17 protein-coding genes and 1 riboswitch are annotated in these 18,859 nt (G+C 71.8%); of the genes, 3 read left to right on the top strand and 14 right to left on the bottom strand.

The genetic code is table 11. The features are described from left to right. Positions 1-535 precede the first annotated feature (535 nt). The 4 genes from AB8A24_RS40555 to AB8A24_RS40540 form a co-directional block, all read right to left on the bottom strand. Positions 536-1,708: an acyl-CoA dehydrogenase gene (locus AB8A24_RS40555; RefSeq protein ID WP_030732658.1), complete on the bottom strand. Its 1,173-nt coding sequence runs from the start codon at positions 1,706-1,708 to the stop codon at positions 536-538. 332 nt (positions 1,709-2,040) lie between these two features. Further along, positions 2,041-2,193 carry an SCO1431 family membrane protein gene (locus tag AB8A24_RS40550; protein ID WP_266389081.1) on the bottom strand — a complete coding sequence of 51 codons (153 nt, stop codon included), beginning with the start codon at positions 2,191-2,193 and terminating at the stop codon, positions 2,041-2,043. Between the two features lie 187 nt (positions 2,194-2,380). Beyond that, entirely contained in the window at positions 2,381-2,812 is a 432-nt protein-coding gene (locus AB8A24_RS40545; RefSeq protein WP_328964128.1) for an SPW repeat protein, read from the bottom strand. A gap of 97 nt (positions 2,813-2,909) precedes the next feature. Further along, positions 2,910-4,292 (bottom strand): peptidase C39 family protein, encoded by a 1,383-nt coding sequence (locus AB8A24_RS40540; RefSeq protein ID WP_369479003.1) that lies wholly within the window; start codon positions 4,290-4,292, stop codon positions 2,910-2,912. 126 nt (positions 4,293-4,418) lie between these two features. On the opposite strand from AB8A24_RS40540, the gene AB8A24_RS40535 reads away from it, so the two are divergent. Beyond that, on the top strand, positions 4,419-5,051 hold the full coding sequence (locus AB8A24_RS40535) for a hypothetical protein (protein ID WP_328964126.1): 633 nt from the start codon (positions 4,419-4,421) through the stop codon (positions 5,049-5,051). Between the two features lie 378 nt (positions 5,052-5,429). After that, positions 5,430-7,349: an AAA family ATPase gene (locus AB8A24_RS40530; RefSeq protein ID WP_328964125.1), complete on the top strand. Its 1,920-nt coding sequence runs from the start codon at positions 5,430-5,432 to the stop codon at positions 7,347-7,349. 105 nt (positions 7,350-7,454) lie between these two features. Here AB8A24_RS40530 and AB8A24_RS40525 read toward each other — a convergent pair whose 3' ends face one another. The 10 genes from AB8A24_RS40525 to ribD all read right to left on the bottom strand — a co-directional run bounded on the left by AB8A24_RS40525 (position 7,455) and on the right by ribD (position 16,041). Beyond that, a complete protein-coding gene (locus AB8A24_RS40525) occupies positions 7,455-8,498 on the bottom strand; it encodes a hemolysin family protein (protein ID WP_328964124.1) in 1,044 nt (347 codons plus the stop codon). Continuing rightward, positions 8,495-9,901, bottom strand: a complete 1,407-nt coding sequence (locus AB8A24_RS40520) for a hemolysin family protein (RefSeq protein WP_328964123.1) — start codon at positions 9,899-9,901, stop codon at positions 8,495-8,497. The genes AB8A24_RS40525 and AB8A24_RS40520 overlap by 4 nt, the downstream gene beginning before the upstream one ends. A 200-nt stretch (positions 9,902-10,101) precedes the next feature. After that, the gene (locus AB8A24_RS40515) at positions 10,102-10,566 is read right to left on the bottom strand and encodes a PH domain-containing protein (RefSeq protein WP_328964122.1); all 465 of its coding nucleotides are present in this window, start codon (positions 10,564-10,566) and stop codon (positions 10,102-10,104) included. A 71-nt stretch (positions 10,567-10,637) separates the two neighbouring features. Continuing rightward, positions 10,638-11,486: an ATP phosphoribosyltransferase gene (hisG, locus tag AB8A24_RS40510; RefSeq protein WP_266389101.1), complete on the bottom strand. Its 849-nt coding sequence runs from the start codon at positions 11,484-11,486 to the stop codon at positions 10,638-10,640. 54 nt (positions 11,487-11,540) lie between these two features. Continuing rightward, positions 11,541-11,819, bottom strand: coding sequence for a phosphoribosyl-ATP diphosphatase (locus AB8A24_RS40505; RefSeq protein WP_266389104.1), 279 nt, complete (start codon positions 11,817-11,819; stop codon positions 11,541-11,543). A 35-nt stretch (positions 11,820-11,854) separates the two neighbouring features. After that, complete coding sequence (gene ribH, locus AB8A24_RS40500; RefSeq protein WP_007262951.1) at positions 11,855-12,340, bottom strand: 6,7-dimethyl-8-ribityllumazine synthase; 486 nt, start codon at positions 12,338-12,340, stop codon at positions 11,855-11,857. Between the two features lie 61 nt (positions 12,341-12,401). Next, on the bottom strand, positions 12,402-13,691 hold the full coding sequence (locus AB8A24_RS40495; protein ID WP_369479002.1) for a bifunctional 3,4-dihydroxy-2-butanone-4-phosphate synthase/GTP cyclohydrolase II: 1,290 nt from the start codon (positions 13,689-13,691) through the stop codon (positions 12,402-12,404). Then, complete coding sequence (locus AB8A24_RS40490; RefSeq protein ID WP_266485404.1) at positions 13,688-14,341, bottom strand: nicotinamide mononucleotide transporter family protein; 654 nt, start codon at positions 14,339-14,341, stop codon at positions 13,688-13,690. The genes AB8A24_RS40495 and AB8A24_RS40490 overlap by 4 nt, the downstream gene beginning before the upstream one ends. Beyond that, complete coding sequence (locus AB8A24_RS40485) at positions 14,338-14,961, bottom strand: riboflavin synthase (protein WP_328964120.1); 624 nt, start codon at positions 14,959-14,961, stop codon at positions 14,338-14,340. Before AB8A24_RS40485 ends, AB8A24_RS40490 begins: the two co-directional genes overlap by 4 nt. Next, complete coding sequence (gene ribD, locus AB8A24_RS40480) at positions 14,962-16,041, bottom strand: bifunctional diaminohydroxyphosphoribosylaminopyrimidine deaminase/5-amino-6-(5-phosphoribosylamino)uracil reductase RibD (protein ID WP_369479004.1); 1,080 nt, start codon at positions 16,039-16,041, stop codon at positions 14,962-14,964. It abuts the gene before it with no gap. 219 nt (positions 16,042-16,260) lie between these two features. Next, positions 16,261-16,391, bottom strand: a riboswitch (FMN riboswitch). 287 nt (positions 16,392-16,678) lie between these two features. Here ribD and AB8A24_RS40475 point away from each other — a divergent pair. Next, positions 16,679-18,859 (top strand): chitinase C-terminal domain-containing protein (locus AB8A24_RS40475; RefSeq protein ID WP_369479001.1); only part of this gene is annotated, 2,181 nt, incomplete at its 3' end.

Raw genomic sequence — 18,859 nt, 5'->3', positions numbered from 1 at the left:
CCCGAAGCCCCCGTCCCACAACCCCGACCCCGCCCCGCCGGCTCCCGCTCCCCGAACCCTCCGCGTGTTCCGGGAGGCGAGCCGGGCGGCGGCGTGTTCGTCCACGGGGAGAGGGCCGGCTCGGGTGCCGGCCCTCTCACGGTCACGCCGACCCGACTCCGCTTCGGCGCAGCCGATGCCGTGCCCGACGCCCTCCCGGCAGGACCCACCGCACCGCCCCTGGCGACACCTCGAACGGATAGCCGCACCCCGGGGGCGATTACCCGGCCCTTCGGTTCCGCGTTGGCCGGGTATGACCATGCTTCAGTCTTCAACGGGCCGAAGGCGTCGCCCGGCGGCGCCGGGTTTCGAAGAATCGGTTCAGCGTCCGCGTGAGCAGGCGCAGCAGGTGCCGGACCCGCCGATCTACCGGGATCTGCTGGCGCGGTGGGCCGATGCCGGCCGGACGCTGCCCGGCCGGCGTGATCCGGAGTGGTCGCGGCTGACGTCCTCCCCGGTCTGGCCCAGCACGAGCAGCGGGCTGTACTGACCTCGGTCAGCGCGTCTCGGGGCCTGCCAGGTGGCGGGCGATGACCATGCGCTGGATCTGGTTGGTGCCCTCCACGATCTGGAGCACCTTGGCCTCGCGCATGAGCCGCTCGACGGGGAAGTCCGCCGTGTAGCCGTATCCGCCCAGGACCTGCACCGCGTCCGTGGTGACGGCCATCGCCGCGTCCGTGCAGAACAGCTTGGCCATGGCCGCCTGGCGGGAGAACGGCTTGCCCGCGTCACGCAGCCGCGCGGCGGCGAGGTAGAGCGCCCGGCCCGCCTCGATCTTGGTGGCCATGTCGGCCAGCATGAAGCGCAGCCCCTGGAAGTCCGCGATCGGGTGCCCGAACTGCTTGCGGTCCAAGGCGTACGTCAGGGCCTCGTCCAGCGCGGCCTGGGCGACGCCGATGGCGCAGGCGGCGATGCCCAGGCGGCCGGCGTCCAGCGCGGCCAGGGCGATGCTGAAGCCCTGCCCCTCCTCGCCGATGCGGCGGGCGTCGGGGACGCGTACGCCGTCGAAGTGCAGCTGGGCGGTGGGCGAGCCCTTCATGCCCATCTTCTTCTCGGGCACGGCCGCGGTCAGGCCCTCGGCGTCCCCGGGGACCAGGAAGGCCGTGATGCCCTTGGGGCCCTCGGCGCCGGTGCGCGCGAGGACGGTGTAGAAGTCGGCGACGCCGCCGTGGGTGATCCAGGCCTTGGTGCCGGTGATGATCCAGTCGTCGCCGTCGCGCACCGCCTTGGTGGTGAGCGAGGCGGCGTCGGAGCCGGCGGCCGGCTCGGAGAGGCAGTAGGCGCCCAGCAGGCCACCGCCGAGCATCGCGGGCAGGTGGGCGCTCTGCTGCTCCTTGGTGCCGTAGCCGGCGAGGCCGTGGCAGGCCAGGGAGTGCACGCTGACGCCGAGGCCGACGGTCAGGCGGGCCGCGGCGAGCTCCTCCAGGACCTGGAGGTAGACCTCGTACGGCTGCTCGCCGCCGCCGAATTCCCCGGGGTAGGGGAGGCCGAGCAGGCCGGCCTCGGACAGCAGGGTGAAGACCTCCCGCGGGAAGCGGCCGGAGTCCTCCTCCTCGGCTGCCTTGGGGCGGATCTCGCGCTGCGCGATCTCGCGTACGAGGGCGAGGAGGTCCCGGGACTCCTCGGTGGGCAGCTGTCGGTCCACCGGCTGCGGGGCGCGGTCTGTCATGGCGGCGCTCTCCTCCCTGGTCGGGCACGGCGGCGACGCGTGAGGTTGTGGGACGCGCCGCCGGGTCTCGGTTCTCTCACAGCCGATGGTGCCCTCCCGGGTTGCGGAAGGGGCTGTTCAGCGGCTGCGGCGGCTTGAGTATGCCCGATCAGGGGCTTCCCGTCACCGGGGCAAGATCACCGAGCGGATCGAGCGGCTGTTCAGGGTCGGGAGGTGCCGGACACTACGGGACGAACTCCTCCATCGGCTTCGGTGTCGCCGGGAGTTCGTTCCTGTGCGCCGAGCCGGACGGACCGGGGCGGACGGTCTCGCGGTCCTGGACGGGGAGGGGCTCAGAGCCAGCCGACCTGGGTGACGAACATGGCGACGACGACCACGAGGGTCCAGCCCATCACGTGCTCCAGCCAGGTGGAGTCGTCCTTGGGGCCTCCGGTGCGGACGAGGTCCCTGGGGGCGGCGAGGGGGGCGGCGCTGTCGGCAGTCATGGCGTCCAATGTGCCGGCGTTCGCGGCTTTCGCGGTAGGGACGTCATGGGTGGCATGCGTCACGCAAACACTGACATACGCGGACAGGGCCGGGTGCGGGCCCAGGTGGCGGACGACCGGGCCCCGACCTCCTCGGCCGGGACCCGGCGTGCTGTTCCTTCGGTCGGCGCCTCCTCCGGCGCCCCGGTCAGGCGCGGGACCCGCGGTCGCGGCTCGCCATGCCCGCCATCGCGAGGCCGAGACACAGGGCGACACCTCCGGCGATCACGTTGCTGACCACCGTTCGCGTCGTGTCCATCTCACCGGCGATGGCCCACGGGGCGACGATCGTCCACGCGCCGAGGGCGACCGCCGTCCACGCCATCGCGTGGGTGCGCTCGTAGGCGGAGCCCAGACCGCCCATGCACAGGCAGAAGGCGAGGCCGGCGATCAGGTTGTTGACGGCCAGCGGGGTGAGGCCGCTGAATCCGACGATCCAGGGCGAGGCGGCCAGGTACAGGCCCGTGATCAGGGCCAGCGCTTCGACGGCCTGCGCCCGGGGAGTGCTGGTGACCCGCTCGAACCGGGTGCGCATCTCGGCGAGGTCGGGGTGGTGCTCGATGCTGGGATGGGTGGTCATGGCGGGCCGCCTCCTACTGAGAAGCCTTTATGTGCCATTTACCCCACTATGTTCCGCTTATCCGTACCGCTTGGTCAACGGCAAATTCGCCTCCTTCTCACAGCACCCCCACCGCGCGCAGCGCCCCGGACTGCGCCCGGCTCGGACGGGCGGGCGCGTAGAGGTAACAGATGCCTCCGGAGCCGGAGGTGACCTTGCCGGAGGCGCCCACGCGCTTGGTGCGGAGCCAGATGTTCTCCCACTCGGCGCGCTGGTAGACGCGGCGCACGGCGGGGTTGTCGCGCGAGTTGGGGTCGTTCGCGATCACGTCCCCGGCGGCGGTGAAGCCGATGACGGTCATCAGGTGGCCGGCGGTGCCGTAGCCCGCGCCCGTGAGTTCCTCGGGGCGGAAGGACTGGGAGGTGATGGCCGGGATGCCGGCCCGGACCAGGGTTTCCAGGTCGGTCAGGGAGGTGAGGCGGGTGACGACTCCGGCGAGGTCCGGGTAGGTGGCGGCGTACGCGGCGTTGAAGGGCCAGTTGCCGCAGCCCTTGTAGGCGGCGTCGTAGGTGGAGCGCGCCGCGTGGCAGACCTGCGGGTCGGAGTACGTGGGGTTCACCCAGGTCAGGGCGGAGGCGGGGGCCTTGCCGCCCCAGTACTCGATGATCATCTGCGAGGAGGTGGGGCTGCACCAGGCCTCGCCGCCGTTGTCGTACTCGGGGTACCGGCCGGCGTGGACCTCCTGCGAGTAGCGCGGGACCTTCAGCTCGTGGGCGGTACGGGAGGGGGTGGAGGTCGGGACGGTGAAGCGGTCCGGTACGTCGGAGACCATGGCGCCCGCGAGCCATACGGTGGGACCGTGCTCGGCGCCGGGTCGGCGGTGGAGGGTGAGGCGCAGCTGCCAGGCCGCGATCCGCAGGCCGGCGGTCGCGGTCGGGGCGTCGAGGGCGAGGGTGTCGGTCCAGACGGTGGACCTGCCGTCGCTCTGACCGTCCACCGAGGTACGGCGGATGTCCGCCTCGCCGGAGGCCCAGCGGCCCATCACGTACCAGGGGGTGGCGGTGCCGTCGGTGTAGGTGCCTCGCAGTTCGATCTGGATCCAGGTGCCCGACGGGGTGCGGGCGTTCCAGGAGGCGATGGCCTCGGTCGCGGGCACGGTGGAGCGGTGCACGGGGGAGGTCCAGGTGGCGTACTCCCAGGTGCTCTTGCGGCCGGTGTGCGGGTCGGCGTACTCGGTGCGGCCGACGGCCGTCGCGATCTCCAGGCCGGGGCGGGCGCCGCCGACGGCGGTGGTGCCCTGGTGGGCGCCGGCGAGCCAGTGGCGGTAGGAGTGCCAGAAGCGGTTGTCGACGGTGCGGCCCGGGGTCCGAGGGGCGGGAGGCGTGGGAGGCATGGGAGGGGTCGCCGAGGCGCTGCCGCCCGGGACGGTGGCGGCGGTGGCCGCGGTGGCGACCGCGAGCGCGGCGACGAGTACGGCCCTGCGCGGAGTGGGTTCGGTCATCGCGGGTTCCCCCAGGGTGGGTCGGTACGTCGGTGGCTGTCGGCCGCCATCCGGCATCACCCTTCCAGTTCCCGGCGGCGGCGGCCCGAAGCCACGGGTCGTGTCGGGGCTGTCTAGGCTGGTCGAGTGGAGCCACAGCAGTCACTTGAGTCACTCGCCCGGGAGCTCGCCGCCCTGCCGCCCTCCCTCGGCCCGGTGCGCCTGATCGGGATCGACGGGCACGCCGGATCCGGGAAGAGCACCTTCGCGGGGCGCCTCGCCGAGGCGCTGGGGGCGCCCGTGCTGCACCTGGACGACGTGGCCACCCATGAGGAGCTGTTCGGCTGGGAGGAGCGGCTGCGCGCGCAGGTGCTGGAGCCGCTCGCCGCCGGGCGGCCCGCGCACTGGGCCCCGTACGACTGGGTGGAGCGCCGGTTCGGGCCGGAGCGGGTGCTGGAGCCGGCGCCGGTGCTCCTGGTCGAGGGGGTCGGGGCGGGGCGGGCGGCGCTGCGGCCGCGGCTGGCGCGGCTGCTGTGGATGGAGACCGCCCGCGATCAGTCCTGGCAACGGGGGCGGAACCGGGACGGGCGTGAACTTTCCGACTTCTGGGACGGATGGGAGCGCGCGGAGCGCGCGCACTTCTCCAACGACCCTTCGCGCCCCTTCGCCGACACCTTGGTGCGCCAGAGCGGTACGGGATACGAGTGGACTTCCGGGGCCCGTGGGACGCCGGGAACCTCCGCTTCCGTCACCGGGAGTGACGAACTCCCCCGGGCCTGAACGCCCTCGGAATTCCGCTCCGCAGGGGCCCGGCCGACCCGCTTGACCTGTGGCCTGCGGCGGCCTTACGTTCTCAATGCGAGGCCTTTACAGGCTGCCGCGGACACGAAGCCCCCGGTTGTTCCCCCGTGATCGGGGGCTTCGTTCTGCCCGCGAACCCCCTCCCCGGCGGTGTCGCGCGAGGCCGACCCTCCCGATCCTTCACCCTGAGTCACCGACCGCCCCAGGGGCGCACGCCGGAACCGGGTCCGTCGCGCCCTACGTAAGGTGCGTGACCGCAGGTACGATGCAGCCCTGATTTCATCGGCGCAGTGGGCAACTCATGTGCTCGTCACGGAGGTTGCCGCGCACCACGGGGGCAGGCTTGTGGGGGACGTGATGGATTTCGGCACGCCGGGCAGCATGCACGCCCCGGCCGAACTCGCCTGGCTGCGCGGGGTCGACGCCTGCACCATGGGCGCCTATCCGCAGGCCGAGGAGGAGTTCCGGGCGGCCGTACGGCTCGACCCCACCATGGCCGACGCGTGGCTGGGCCTGCACGCACTCCGGGTGGACACGGGCAACGCGTTACTTCGCATGTACGCCCACCGGGACCGGTTCGGCGAGCAGCGCGCCCGGCACCGTCGCACGCTGAACTCCTGGTACTGGCTGGGCTGGTGGGTGCAGCCGGTGCTGGAGAGCCGGCGGGACCTGCTCCTCGCCCACGCCTCGCACTGGCTGGACGGCCGCCACGTACCCGAGTTGGACCAGGCGCTGGCCGCGCTGCCACCGGTGGACACCGACGCGCAGGTACGGTTCCTGCACGCCTGCCGGGCCTATCTGGTCAAGGACTGGGAGCAGTTGGTCCGGCACACCGAGCCGCTGGTCGACGATCCGCTGCTGGGCATCGAGGCGGGGCTGTTCGGCGGGATGGCGCGGGTCCGGCTGGAGATGTACGGGCAGGCGGAGCCGATGCTGGCGGCGGCGCTGATGCGGTGTCGCAGCGAGCAGCCCCAGCGCAAGGAGCTGCGCTACTGGCTGGCGCGGGCGCGGGAGGGCACCGGGCGCAGTGCGGCGGCGCTGCCGCTGTACCGGGCGGTGCACCGGGTGGATCCCTCGTTCATGGACACCGCGGCCCGGCTGACGGCCATCGAGGACGGCGACGACACCGACGGCGTGGCCGATCTGGCGGGCCTGGCGGGGTACGCGGCGTACGGGAGCTACAGCGGGCACGGCCCGTCCCCGGCCGGCGGGGACTTCGCGGCGGTCGCGCTGGGCGGCGGCCCGGTCCAGGACATCGCGGCGGACGGCCAGCCGGAGCCCGAACCGCCGGCTCCGCCCACTCCCCCGACGAGCCGGGTGGAGGGGGCTCGGCGCAAGGTGCCGGTCCCGCCGCAGGGCACGCCCGAGGGGCTGCCGGCCGGGCCGGCGGACCCGGCGGCGCTCGCCGAGGCGCTGGCGGAGCTGGAGCGGATGGTGGGCCTGGAGCCGGTCAAACGGCAGGTGAAGGCGCTCTCGGCGCAGCTGCACATGGCGCGGCTGCGGGCGGGTCAGGGGCTGCCGGTGCAGCCGCCGAAGCGGCATTTCGTGTTCTCGGGGCCCTCGGGTACGGGCAAGACGACGGTGGCCCGGATCCTGGGCCGGGTCTTCTACGCGCTGGGGCTGCTCGGCGGCGACCACCTGGTGGAGGCGCAGCGGGCCGACCTCGTGGGCGAGTTCCTCGGGCAGACGGCGGTGAAGGCGAACGAGCTGATCGATTCGGCGATCGGCGGGGTGCTCTTCGTGGACGAGGCCTACTCGCTGTCGAACTCGGGCTACAGCAAGGGCGACGCGTACGGCGACGAGGCCTTGCAGGTGCTGCTGAAGCGGGCCGAGGACAACCGTGACCATCTGGTGGTGATTCTTGCGGGCTATCCGGCCGGGATGGACCGGCTGCTGGCCGCCAATCCGGGGCTGTCCTCGCGCTTCACCACCCGGGTGGACTTCCCCAGCTATCGGCCGCTGGAACTGACCGCGATCGGCGGGGTGCTGGCGGACGCGAACGGCGACCACTGGGACGAGGAGGCGCTGGAGGAGCTGCGCAGCATCAGCGCGCACGTGGTGGAGCAGGGTTGGATCGACGAGCTCGGCAACGGCCGCTTCCTGCGGACCCTGTACGAGAAGAGCTGCGCGTACCGGGACCTGCGGCTGGCGGGCTTCGCGGGTGAGCCGTCGCGGGACGACCTGGCGACGCTCCGGCTGCCGGACCTGATGCAGGCGTACGGGGAGGTCCTGTCGGGCCGCGGCCCCCAGGAACGGCCGGAGCCGCCGGCGCTGTAGTCCTCGGGGCCCGCTCCGGACCCCGTGCTTCGAGCGCCGGCGGGGCTGCACCACGCCGGTGTTCGAGACAGGGGTCCGGGGCGGGCCCCGGGGAAGAGCGGCCGGCTAGGCGCCGCGGACGTACGAGCGGTGGGCCGGGTCGCGGACCTCGCCGACCAGCATCTCGAGGACGTCCTCCAGGGCGACCAGGCCGAGGACCCGGCCGCCGGGGTCCGCCACCTGTGCCAGGTGCGTGGCGTCCCGGCGCATGACGCCGAGGGCGTCGTCCAGCGGGACGGTGGAGCACAGGGTGGTCATCCGGCGCCAGACCCGCTGCGGGACGGCGCGCTCCCGGTCCTCCAGGTCCAGTACGTCCTTGACGTGCAGGTAGCCCATGAAGGCGCCGCTGTCGGCACGGACGGGGAAGCGGGAGTAGCCGGTGCGCACGGTCAGCTGTTCGATCTGCCGCGGGGTCACCGCCGGGCCGACCGTGACCAGCCGGTCCGGGCCGAGGAGGACGTCGGTGACGGGGCGGCTGCCCAGTTCCAGCGCGTCCTCCAACCGCTCCTGCTCGACCGGCTCCAGGAGCCCGGCCTGCCGGGAGTCCTTCAGGAGCCGGCCCAGCTGGGCGGAGGTGTAGACGGCCTCGACCTCGTCCTTGGGCTCCACCTTGAAGAGCTTCAGGACGAGCTTGGCGCAGGCGCCGAGCGCGGTGGTGACCGGCCCGCACAGGCGGGCGAAGGCGACCAGGCCGGGGCTGAACCACAGGGCGGTCTTCTCCGGGGCGGCCATCGCCAGGTTCTTCGGCACCATCTCGCCGATCACCAGGTGCAGGAAGACCACGGCGCTCAGCGCGACGACGTAGCCGAGGGGGTGGATCAGACCCTGCGGTACGTGGACGGCATGGAAGACGGGCTCCAGCAGCCGGGCCACGGTGGGCTCGGCGACCGCGCCGAGGGTGAGCGAGCAGACGGTGATGCCGAACTGCGCCGCGGCCATCATGCGGGGCAGGTTCTCCAGGCCGTGGAGCACCTGGCGGGCCCGGCCGGACTCGGCCGCGAGGGGCTCGATCTGGCTGCGCCGTACGGAGACGAGTGCGAATTCGGCGCCGACGAAGAAGCCGTTGGCGAGGACCAGCAGCAGGGCGAAGACGAGTTGGAGCGCGTTCATCGGGCGGCGCCTTCCAGCTCGGCCCGCTCGGATGCGAGCACGGTCGCGCCGTCGGCCGTGGAGGCGGACCGGTGCGCGCCGGCCGCGGGCACCGCCGCGAGCCGGACCAGCCGGACCCGCTCGGCGCGGTTGCGTCCGACCCGACGGACGGACAGCTTCCAGCCGGGGAGTTCCGCCCGGTCCCCGGGAGCGGGGATCCGGCCGAGGAGGTCGGCGACGAGGCCGGCGACGGTCTCGTACGGGCCTTCGGGAACTTCGAGACCTATCCGACGCAGGGTCTGCACCCGGCAGCTGCCGTCGGCCTCCCAGGAGGGGCGGCCGTCCTCGGCGGGCACGGCGGCCAGTTCGGGGGTCTCGTCCTCGGCGAAGTCGTGCTCGTCGCGGACCTCGCCGACGAGTTCCTCGACGATGTCCTCCAGCGTGACGACACCGGCGGTACCGCCGTACTCGTCGACGACGACGGCCATCGGCTGCTCGCTGCGCAGCCGCTCCAGCAGCGGCTGCACCGGCAGGGAGCCGGGCACCAGGAGCGGGGCGACGCAGATCCGGCTCACGGACGTGCGGTCGCGTTCCGACTCGGGGACGGCGAGGGCGTCCTTGAGGTGGACGACGCCGGTGATCTCGTCGATGCGGTCGCGGTAGACCGGGAAGCGGGACAGGCCGGTGGCGCGGGTCAGGTTGAGCACGTCGGCCGCGGTGGCCGTGTGCATCAGGGCGCTGACCTTCACCCGGGGGGTCATGACGTGCTGGGCCGTGAGCTCGCCCAGCGAGAGGGTGCGTACGAAGAGGTCGGCGGTGTCCTGTTCGAGCGCGCCGGCCTGGGCCGAATGGCGGACCAGGGAGAGCAGTTCGCCGGGGGTCCGGGCGGAGGCCATCTCCTCGGTCGGTTCCACGCCGAGCGCCCGTACGAGGCGGTTGGCCACGGCGTTGAGTGCGGCGATCACCGGCCGGAAGGCACGGGAGAAGCCGTTCTGCGGGCCGGCGACGAAGCGCGCCACCTGGAGCGGCCGGGAGACCGCCCAGTTCTTCGGGACGAGCTCGCCGACGACCATCTGGACGGCGGAGGCGAGCAGCATGCCGATGACGACGGCGACGCCGGAGACGGCTCCCTTGGGCAGGCCGGTCGCGGCGAGCGGCCCGGCCAGCAGTGCGGCGAGGGCGGGCTCGGCGAGCATGCCGACCACGAGGGAGGTGATGGTGATGCCGAGCTGGGTGCCGGAGAGCTGGAAGGACAGCTCCCCCAGGGCCTTGACCACTGTGCGGGCACGGCGGTCACCGTCGGCTGCGGCGCGTTCGGCATCGGGTCGCTCGACGGTGACGAGGCCGAACTCGGCGGCCACGAAGAAACCGTTGGCGAGGATGAGGGCGAAGGCCGCCGCGAGCAGAAGTAGCGGGATGGTCATGCCGCCGCCTCCGAGGGGAGGGCGGCGCGGGTACTACCGGACGATCCGTCCATTGCTGGAGGGAGTCACTCCTCAAGTCGCAGGTGCCCACGGGCCACGAGGTCCCGGGGCCGGTGGGAGGGCGCACAGCTGCGCCCCGCCACCAGGGTAGTCATTGATGTCCCGGCCGCAACGGTACGCAGCCGTGAGGATGGGCCGACTCAGTGGTCGCCGGTACCCGTTCCGCGGGCTTCGGCCAGGGCGCGCAGGGCGCGGGCGTCGCCGATCGCCTGCTGCTTGGCGACGCCCGGCTGGATGCCGAGGGCGGGCAGGCTGGTGCCGTCGCTGAGGTCGAGGAACACCCACGGGTCGCCGGGGCGGAGGTTGACCCGAAGGATCTGGGCCCACTCCAGGCGGCGGCTGGTGGTCAGGTTGACGACCGTGACGCCGGTCTCGTCCGCGACCACCTTGGGGCGGCTGAGCAGGACGAGTACGGAGCTCAGCAGGACGGCGGTGAAGACGAAGCTGATCCGCTCGCCGGGGCTGAGGTTCTCCAGCAGCAGGGCGATCGCCGTGATGGTGGCGAACATGGCGAGCCCGACGCCCAGCAGGACGACCCGGGTGCGGGTCGGCCGGAAGGTGACCGGCAGGGTGGGTGTGGCGGGCTGGGCGGCGGACTCGGCCATGGTGCGGTGCCTTCTGGGGGTGGCGTGTGGGGCGGGTGGGGCGTGCCGGTGGGGCACGCCGGTCACCCTCTTCAGAGGCGGCAGGCGTGGATCGAGGTGGTGAGGATCGCGCGCGCGCCGAGTTCGTACAGGTCGTCCATGATCCGCTGGGCTTCCTTGGCGGGGACCATCGCGCGGACGGCGACCCAGCCCTCGTTGTGCAGCGGGGAGACGGTCGGCGACTCCAGGCCGGGGGTGAGGGCGACGGCGCGCTCCAGGTGCTCGGCGCGGCAGTCGTAGTCCATCATCACGTAGCTGCGGGCCACCAGGACGCCCTGCAGGCGGCGCAGGAACTGCTGGACCTGCGGGTCGTCGGCGTCGGCGCCGTTGCCGCGGATGACGACGGCCTCGGAGGTGAGGATCGGCTCGCCGATGACCTCCAGGCCGGCGTTGCGCAGGCTGGTGCCGGTCTCGACGACGTCCGCGATGATCTGGGCGACGCCGAGCTGGATGGCGGTCTCGACCGCGCCGTCGAGGTGCACGACGGCGGCGTCGATGCCCTTCTCGGCGAGGTGCTTGGCGACGATTCCCTCGTACGAGGTCGCGATCGTCATCCCGGAGAAGTCCTCGGGGCCCTTCGCCGTGCCGGGGGTGGTGGCGTAGCGGAAGGTGGAGCGGCCGAAGTTCAGCGGCAGGATCTCATCGGCGCTGGCGCCGGAGTCGAGCAGCAGGTCACGGCCGGTGATGCCGATGTCGAGCTTGCCCGAGGAGACGTAGATGGCGATGTCCTTGGGGCGGAGGTAGAAGAACTCCACCTCGTTCTCGGGGTCGACGACCACGAGCTCCTTGGACTCCTTGCGCATCCGGTAGCCGGCCTCATGGAGCATCGCCGACGCCGGTCCGGAGAGTGAACCCTTGTTGGGGACGGCGATGCGCAGCATGGGGCTTCCTTTGGTGCGTGGGTTTCGGGATTGCGGGCGGGTGTGCGTGCCGACTCAGAGGTGGGCGTAGACGTCGTCGAGGGAGATCCCGCGCGCCACCATCATCACCTGGACGTGGTAGAGCAGCTGGGAGATCTCCTCGGCGGCGGCTTCCTTGCCCTCGTGCTCGGCGGCCATCCAGACCTCGGCGGCCTCTTCGACGACCTTCTTGCCGATGGCATGGACGCCCTTCTGGACGAGCTCGGCGGTACGGGAGGTGCTGGGGTCGCCGTCGGCCTTGAGCTGGAGCTCGGTGAAGAGCTCCTCGAAGGTCTTGGGGGTCTTGTTCGCCATGATGGTCCTCAGAATACGGGGTTCCCCGTCGCCACTCAGCGCCAGGGTTCGCTGACGGTGCGCAGGGTCATGGCGGTGGAGACGGCGGCGGTGACCGCTTCGTGCCCCTTGTCCTCGTTCGACCCCTCGAGGCCGGCGCGGTCCAGCGCCTGCTCGTCGTTGTCGCAGGTCAGTACTCCGAAGCCGACGGGGACTCCGGTGTCGATCGACACCTGTACCAGGCCCTGGGTGACGCCCTGGCAGACGTAGTCGAAGTGCGGGGTGCCGCCGCGGATGACCACTCCGAGGGCGACGATGGCATCGTAACCGCGACCGGCCAGTACCTTCGCCACGACCGGGAGCTCGAAGCTGCCGGGGACGCGGAGCAGGGTGGGCTCGTCGATGCCCAGCTCGTGCAGGGCCCGCAGGGCTCCGTCGACCAGTCCGTCCATGACCTTCTCGTGCCACTGGGCCGCGATCACGGCGACTCGCAGGTCTCCGCAGTTCTTCACGCTCAGTTCGGGTGCGCCCTTGCCGCTCACAGCTCTGCTCCTCGGTGGTTCGTGATGGGTGGTGGATGTATGTACGGGTGGTGGTGCGTGCTTACTGGTTGCCGCAGGCGGAGGTGGTCACGGGCCCGTCCAGCCAGGGCAGGTCGTGGCCCATCCGGTCCCGCTTGGTGCGCAGGTACCGCAGATTGTGCTCGCCGGCCTCCATCGGCATGGACTCCCGGCTGGTGACCGTGATGCCGTGCCGGACGAGGGCGTCGGACTTCTCGGGGTTGTTGGTCATCAGCCGGACGCTGTGCACGCCGAGGTCGGCGAGGATCTGCGCGCCGGCGCCGTAGTCGCGGGCGTCGGCGGGCAGGCCGAGCTCCAGGTTGGCGTCGAGGGTGTCGCGGCCGCGCTCCTGGAGCTCGTACGCGCGCAGCTTGGACAGGAGTCCGATGCCGCGGCCCTCGTGGCCGCGCAGGTAGACGACGATGCCGCGGCCCTCCGCCTTGATGCGTTCCATGGAGGCGTGCAGCTGGGGGCCGCAGTCGCAGCGCTGGGAGGCGAAGATGTCGCCGGTGAGGCACTCGGAGTGCATGCGGACCAGCATGTCGGTGCCGTCGCCGATCTCGCCGTGGACGAGCGCGACATGCTCGACGCCGTCGACGGTGGAGCGGTAGCCGTAGGCGGTGAACTCGCCGAAGGCCGTCGGCAGGCTGACCTCGGCCTCGCGGCGCACGGTGGGTTCGGCGGAGCGGCGGTAGGCGATCAGGTCCTCGATGGAGATGATCGTCAGGCCGTGCTTGCGTGCGAAGGGGATCAGCTCGGGCAGCCGCAGCATGACGCCGTCCTCGCCGGCGATCTCCACGATGGCGCCGGCCGGGCGCAGGCCCGCGAGGCGGGCGAGGTCGACGGCGGCCTCGGTGTGGCCGTTGCGGACCAGGACGCCGCCGGGCTTGGCGCGCAGCGGGAAGATGTGGCCGGGGCGGACGAAGTCGCCGGGCTCGCAGACCCCGTCGGCGAGCAGGCGCAGGGTGGTGGCGCGGTCGGCGGCCGAGATGCCGGTGGTGACGCCGTGGGCGGCGCTCGCGTCGACGGAGACGGTGAAGGCGGTCTTCATCGACTCGGTGTTGTTCTGGACCATCTGCGGGAGTTCGAGCCGCTCCAGCTCGGGGCCCTCCATGGGAGCGCAGATCAGGCCGCGGCACTCGCTCATCATGAAGGCGATGATCTCGGGCGTGGCCTTCTCGGCGGCGATGACGAGGTCACCCTCGTTCTCGCGGTCCTCGTCGTCGACGACGACGACGGGGCGGCCCGCCGCGATGTCGCGGATGGCCTGCTCGACGGGGTCGAGGCGGAAGGTCTCTTCGGGGATGTCGGGCACGGGCTTGAGGATGGTCATGCCGTTGCTCCTTCCAGGGCCGGGGCCGGGTTGGTGCGAGAACGCTGGTACCAGTCGTAGGCGCCCCACAGCACGAGGGCGAAGTACACGACGTAGACGAGGCCGGAGAAGGCCAGGCCGCCTGTGAAGGCGAGGGGGACGCCGACCAGGTCGACGAGGAGCCAGGCGAACCAGAACTCGACGAGACCGCGGGCCTGGGCCACCATCGCGACGATGGTGCCGACGAAGATGTAGGCGTCGGCCCACGGGCTCCACGACAGGTTCGGGAAGAGCGTGAAGAGGCCGCCGACGGCGAGGGTGCCGAGCGCCGCGCCGCCCAGGAGCAGCCCGCGCTCCTTCCAGGTGGCGGTGCGCACGGCGATGGAGCCGTCCTGGGCCTTCTGGCGGCCGAGCTGCCAGGCGCGCCAGCCCCACACGGCCACGCCGATGACGAGGAGTTGCTTGCCGACGCCGCCCGCGAGGTGGGCGGAGGCGTAGGCGGCGATGAGGATCAGGCCGGAGAGAAGCTGGGCGGGCCAGGTCCATATGGAGCGGCGCCAGCCGAGGGCGAGCGCGGCCAGGCCCATCAGGTTGCCGATCATGTCGGACCAGATGACCTTCTGGCCGAAGACGGTGAAGGCCTCCGCGTTGAGCCAGGTCAGGGCGCTCACCGGGCGTCTCCCGTCGCGTGCAGCGGGTTCACGCCGGCGGCCAGGAGGCGCTCGACGTACTTCGCGAGGACGTCGACCTCCAGGTTGACCGGGTCGCCGCTCTGCTTGATGCCGAGGGTGGTCAGCGCGAGGGTGGTGGGGATGAGGCTGATGGTGAACCAGTCGGCGGCGGCCTCGACGACGGTGAGGCTGACGCCGTCGACCGTGATGGAGCCCTTCTCGACGACGTAGCGGGAGAGGTTCTTCGGGAGGGCGACCTTGACGATCTCCCAGTGCTCCGAGGGGGTCCGGGAGATGATCTCGCCGGTGCCGTCCACGTGCCCCTGGACCAGGTGGCCGCCGAGCCGTCCGCCGAGGGCCATGGGCCGCTCCAGGTTGACCCGGGAGCCCGTGGTCAGGGCGCCGAGGCTGGAGCGGTTGAGGGTCTCCTGCATGACGTCGGCGGTGAACTCGCCGGCCGCGGTCTCCACGACGGTGAGGCAGACGCCGTTGACCGCGATGGAGTCACCGTGCTTGGCGTCCTCGGTGACGAGGGGGCCGCGCAGCCGGAAGCGGGAGGCTTCCTCGAGCTGCTCGACAGCGGTGACCTCGCCCAGTTCTTCGACGATTCCGGTGAACACTCAGTGCTCCTTGGTGGCGGTGGAGGTGGTGACGGGGACGGGGACTGCGGTGATGCGGAGATCGGGGCCGATGCGGACGGCCTCGGTGATGTCGAGGCGCCGCGCACCGGAGATGTTCTTGATCCCGGCGTCGGCGAGGGCCGCGGGGCCGGCGCCGAGCAGGGCCGGGGCGAGGTAGCCGATGACGCGGTCGACGGCGCCGGCCTCCAGGAAGGCGCCGGCCAGCGTGGGCCCGCCTTCCAGCAGGACGGAGCGGACGCCGCGCCGGAACAGGGGGGTGAGGAGGTCGTGGACGCCGACGCGGCCGTCGTGCAGGGGCAGCCGGAGCAGTTCGACGCCGGGCAGGTGCCGGGTGTCGGCGTCCTCGCCGACGACGAGCAGCGTGGGCGCGGCGTCGTCGAGGATGCGGGCGGTCGGCACGAGTGCGGCGCGGGTGTCGAGGGCGATGCGCAGCGGCTGGGTGGCGCCTTCGACGCCGCGGACGGCGAGGTGCGGGTCGTCGGCGCGCAGGGTGCCGCCGCCGACGAGGACGGCGTCGCTCTCGGCGCGCAGCCGGTGGACGTCGGCCCGGGACTCGGCGGAGCTGATCCAGCGGCTGCTGCCGTCCGCGGCGGCGCTGCGGCCGTCGAGGGTGGCGGCGTACTTCCAGGTGACGTGGGGCCGGCCCAGGCGTACGGAGGTCAGCCAGGCGGCGTTGCCGGCCTCGGCCTCGTCCGCGAGGAGTCCGGCCGCGGTGTCGATCCCGGCCGCGCGCAGGGTGGCGCCGCCGCCGCTGGCCTGCGGGTTCGGGTCGGAGACGGCGTAGACCACGCGGGTGATCCCGGCGCCTGCGAGGGCCTGGGCGCAGGGCCCGGTACGGCCGGTGTGGTTGCAGGGTTCGAGGGTGACGTAGGCGGTGCCGCCGTGGGCGGCCGCTCCTGCCGCGCGCAGGGCGTGGACCTCGGCGTGCGGGCCGCCGGCCCGCTGGTGCCAGCCCTCGCCGACGACGGCGCCCGAGGCGTCGGTGATGACGCAGCCGACGACGGGGTTGGGGCTGGTGGAGCCGAGTCCGCGGGCCGCGAGCTCGATGGCTCGGCGCATGGCACGGGTGTCCGCGTCGGGTGCTGCTGCGTGCGCGGCGTGTGTCGCCACCGGGTCCTCCTGCCTCAATCGGGCACGGACTCCGGGGCCTGTCGGGATACGACAGATGAAGCGGTACAGCGCACAGGGGACGCCGAGGCCGGAAAAACGGTTCGACCGGGCACATCCGTAGGGATATGCCGACGAATCGCCGACGGCGGCGTACCGGTGACTGGCCCGCCGCGCACTGCCTCCCATCCGGACTTTAACCGTCGGTCCAGGAATCTCACCTGGTCAACCGGCCGCTGGCTGCGGACGGGTCGCGGACTATAACCGCCGGTTCGGAATTACACCGACCCCGGAGTGCGCTGCTACTGGTACTCCAGCCAGTTTGCCACGGGTGATCGGGCGCCATGCGGGTGATGTGGTGTGGCCTGGCTCACAGGGGGCCGGCATCGGGGTGAACTTTGTCAAGTCGAGCGGGGTTGGTCCAGACCTATTGACCCGGGTGGTCTAGTCCTCTTAACGTTCCCTTCATCTTCCCGGGAACAGCCCGTCAGATGTGCGCACGTCACGGGCCAACACGCTTCCGCACCACTCCTGTTGCTCCATGTTGTGTCCAGTTGTGTCCTGCATCCTCCCCTCCCCAGGAGGCACAATGCTGTCCCCCACACGTACGAGAGCGATGCTCCTGGCATCCGGCGCCGCAATCGCCGGACTCCTGGTGGGCGGGCTCTCGGCGGGCGTCTCGCACGCGGCCGACAACGAGGGCTGTCGCCCGGACGGGCTGTACAAGACCGCCGGCGTCGACGTCCCGTACTGCTCGGTCTACGACGCCGAAGGCCGCGAGAAGATGGGCGCCGACCACCAGCGCCGCGTCATCGGATATTTCACGGGCTGGCGCACCGGCAAGGACGGCACCCCCGCCTACCTCGCCAACAACATCCCGTGGTCCAAGGTCACCCACCTGAACTACGCCTTCGCCCACGTGGGCGCCGACAACAAGATCTCCGTCGGCTCGGACGGCGTGAACAACGCCGCCACCGGGATGACCTGGCCCGGCGTCGCCGGCGCCGAGATGGACCCGGCCCTCCCCTACAAGGGCCACTTCAACCAGCTGACGAAGTTCAAGAAGCAGTACCCGAACGTCAAGACGCTGATCTCGGTCGGCGGCTGGGCGGAGACCGGCGGCTACTTCGGCGACGACGGCAACCGGGTCGCCTCCGGCGGCTTCTACTCGATGGCCACGAACGCCGACGGCTCGGTCAACCAGGCCGGCATCGACACCTTCGCCGACTCCTCGGTCGAGTTCATCCGCACGTACGGGTTCAACGGCGTCGACATCGACTACGAGTACCCGACCACCATGAAGGACGCCGGCAACCCGCTGGACTGGCAGCTGGCCAACGCCCGCCGCGCCGGTCTGGTCCAGGGCTACGCCGCCCTGATGAAGTCCCTGCGCGAGAAGCTCGACCGCGCGGGCGCCGCCGACGGCAAGCACTACCTGCTCTCCGTCGCCGCCCCCTCCTCCGGCTACCTGCTGCGCGGCATGGAGACCTTCCAGGTCCAGAAGTACCTGGACTACGTCAACATCATGTCCTACGACCTGCACGGCGCCTGGAACGAGTACGTCGGCCCCAACGCCTCGCTCTTCGACGACGGCAAGGACGGCGAACTCGCCGCGGCCGGCGTCTACTCCACCTCCCAGTACGGCGGCGTCGGCTACCTCAACACCGACTGGGCGTACCACTACTTCCGCGGCTCGATGCCGGGCGGCCGCATCAACATCGGCCTGCCCTACTACACGCGCGGCTTCAAGAACGTGCAGGGCGGCACCGACGGCCTGTGGGGCAAGGCCCCCGCGACCACCTGCCCGGCCGGCGCGGGCCTCACCAAGTGCGGTGACGGCGCCGTCGGCATCGACAACCTGTGGCACGACAAGGACACCGCCGGGGTCGAGTCCCCGGCCGGTTCCAACCCGATGTGGCACGCGAAGAACCTGGAGAAGGGCGTCGTCGGCGACTACGTCACCACGTACGGCTTCCCGGCGAACACCACCCTGACCGGCACCTACGTCCGCAAGTACGACTCCACCCTGGTGGCGCCATGGCTGTGGAACGCCCAGAAGAAGGTCTTCCTCTCCACCGAGGACGAGCAGTCGGTGGCCGCCAAGGCCGACTACGTGGTCGACAAGGGCATCGGCGGCACCATGGTCTGGGAACTCGCGGGCGACTACGCCTACAACGCGGCCAAGGGCCAGTACGAGGTGGGCGACACGCTCACCGACACGATGTACCAGAAGTTCAAGTCGGCCTCCCCCTACGGCGCGAAGAAGGCTGGTACCACCGCCCTGCCCACCCAGGCCGTCGACATCAAGACGGAGTTCACCGAGTTCAAGCTGGGCGACTCCAACTACCCGCTCACCCCCAAGCTGAAGATCACCAACAACACGAACGCCACCCTGCCCGGCGGCACCGAGTTCCGGTTCGACTACGGCACCTCGGCCCCGAACAACGCCTCCGACCAGTCCGGCTTCGGCACGACCGTGATCAGCAGCGGCCACACCGGCAACAACGTCGGCGGCCTGAAGGGCGACTTCCAGCGGGTCTCCCTGAAGCTCCCGGCCTGGCAGACGCTGGCCCCCGGCGCCTCCGTCGACCTGGCGTTCAACTACTACCTGCCGGTGTCCACCCCCTCCAACTGGACGGTGACCATCTCCGGCACCACCTACGCCCTGCTCGGCGACCTGGCCCGCGGTACGACGCCGGTGCAGCCCGGCGGCACCCAGCCCCCGACCACACCCCCCACCACTCCCCCGACCACCCCGCCCACCACTCCC

This window comes from Streptomyces sp. BF23-19, from assembly GCF_041106355.1.
Lineage (GTDB): Bacteria > Actinomycetota > Actinomycetes > Streptomycetales > Streptomycetaceae > Streptomyces > Streptomyces virginiae_A.
Note: the sequence above shows the minus strand (reverse complement) of the source record. Positions and strands in the feature narration are given on the sequence as shown.

Coding starts and splice junctions, on each gene's coding strand:
- AB8A24_RS40555 (WP_030732658.1), bottom strand. CDS start 1,708: ATGACAGACCGCGCCCCGCAGCCGGTGGACCGACAGCTGCCCACCGAG.
- AB8A24_RS40550 (WP_266389081.1), bottom strand. CDS start 2,193: ATGACTGCCGACAGCGCCGCCCCCCTCGCCGCCCCCAGGGACCTCGTC.
- AB8A24_RS40545 (WP_328964128.1), bottom strand. CDS start 2,812: ATGACCACCCATCCCAGCATCGAGCACCACCCCGACCTCGCCGAGATG.
- AB8A24_RS40540 (WP_369479003.1), bottom strand. CDS start 4,292: ATGACCGAACCCACTCCGCGCAGGGCCGTACTCGTCGCCGCGCTCGCG.
- AB8A24_RS40530 (WP_328964125.1), top strand. CDS start 5,430: ATGGATTTCGGCACGCCGGGCAGCATGCACGCCCCGGCCGAACTCGCC.
- AB8A24_RS40525 (WP_328964124.1), bottom strand. CDS start 8,498: ATGAACGCGCTCCAACTCGTCTTCGCCCTGCTGCTGGTCCTCGCCAAC.
- AB8A24_RS40520 (WP_328964123.1), bottom strand. CDS start 9,901: ATGACCATCCCGCTACTTCTGCTCGCGGCGGCCTTCGCCCTCATCCTC.
- AB8A24_RS40515 (WP_328964122.1), bottom strand. CDS start 10,566: ATGGCCGAGTCCGCCGCCCAGCCCGCCACACCCACCCTGCCGGTCACC.
- hisG (WP_266389101.1), bottom strand. CDS start 11,486: ATGCTGCGCATCGCCGTCCCCAACAAGGGTTCACTCTCCGGACCGGCG.
- AB8A24_RS40505 (WP_266389104.1), bottom strand. CDS start 11,819: ATGGCGAACAAGACCCCCAAGACCTTCGAGGAGCTCTTCACCGAGCTC.
- AB8A24_RS40495 (WP_369479002.1), bottom strand. CDS start 13,691: ATGACCATCCTCAAGCCCGTGCCCGACATCCCCGAAGAGACCTTCCGC.
- ribD (WP_369479004.1), bottom strand. CDS start 16,041: ATGCGCCGAGCCATCGAGCTCGCGGCCCGCGGACTCGGCTCCACCAGC.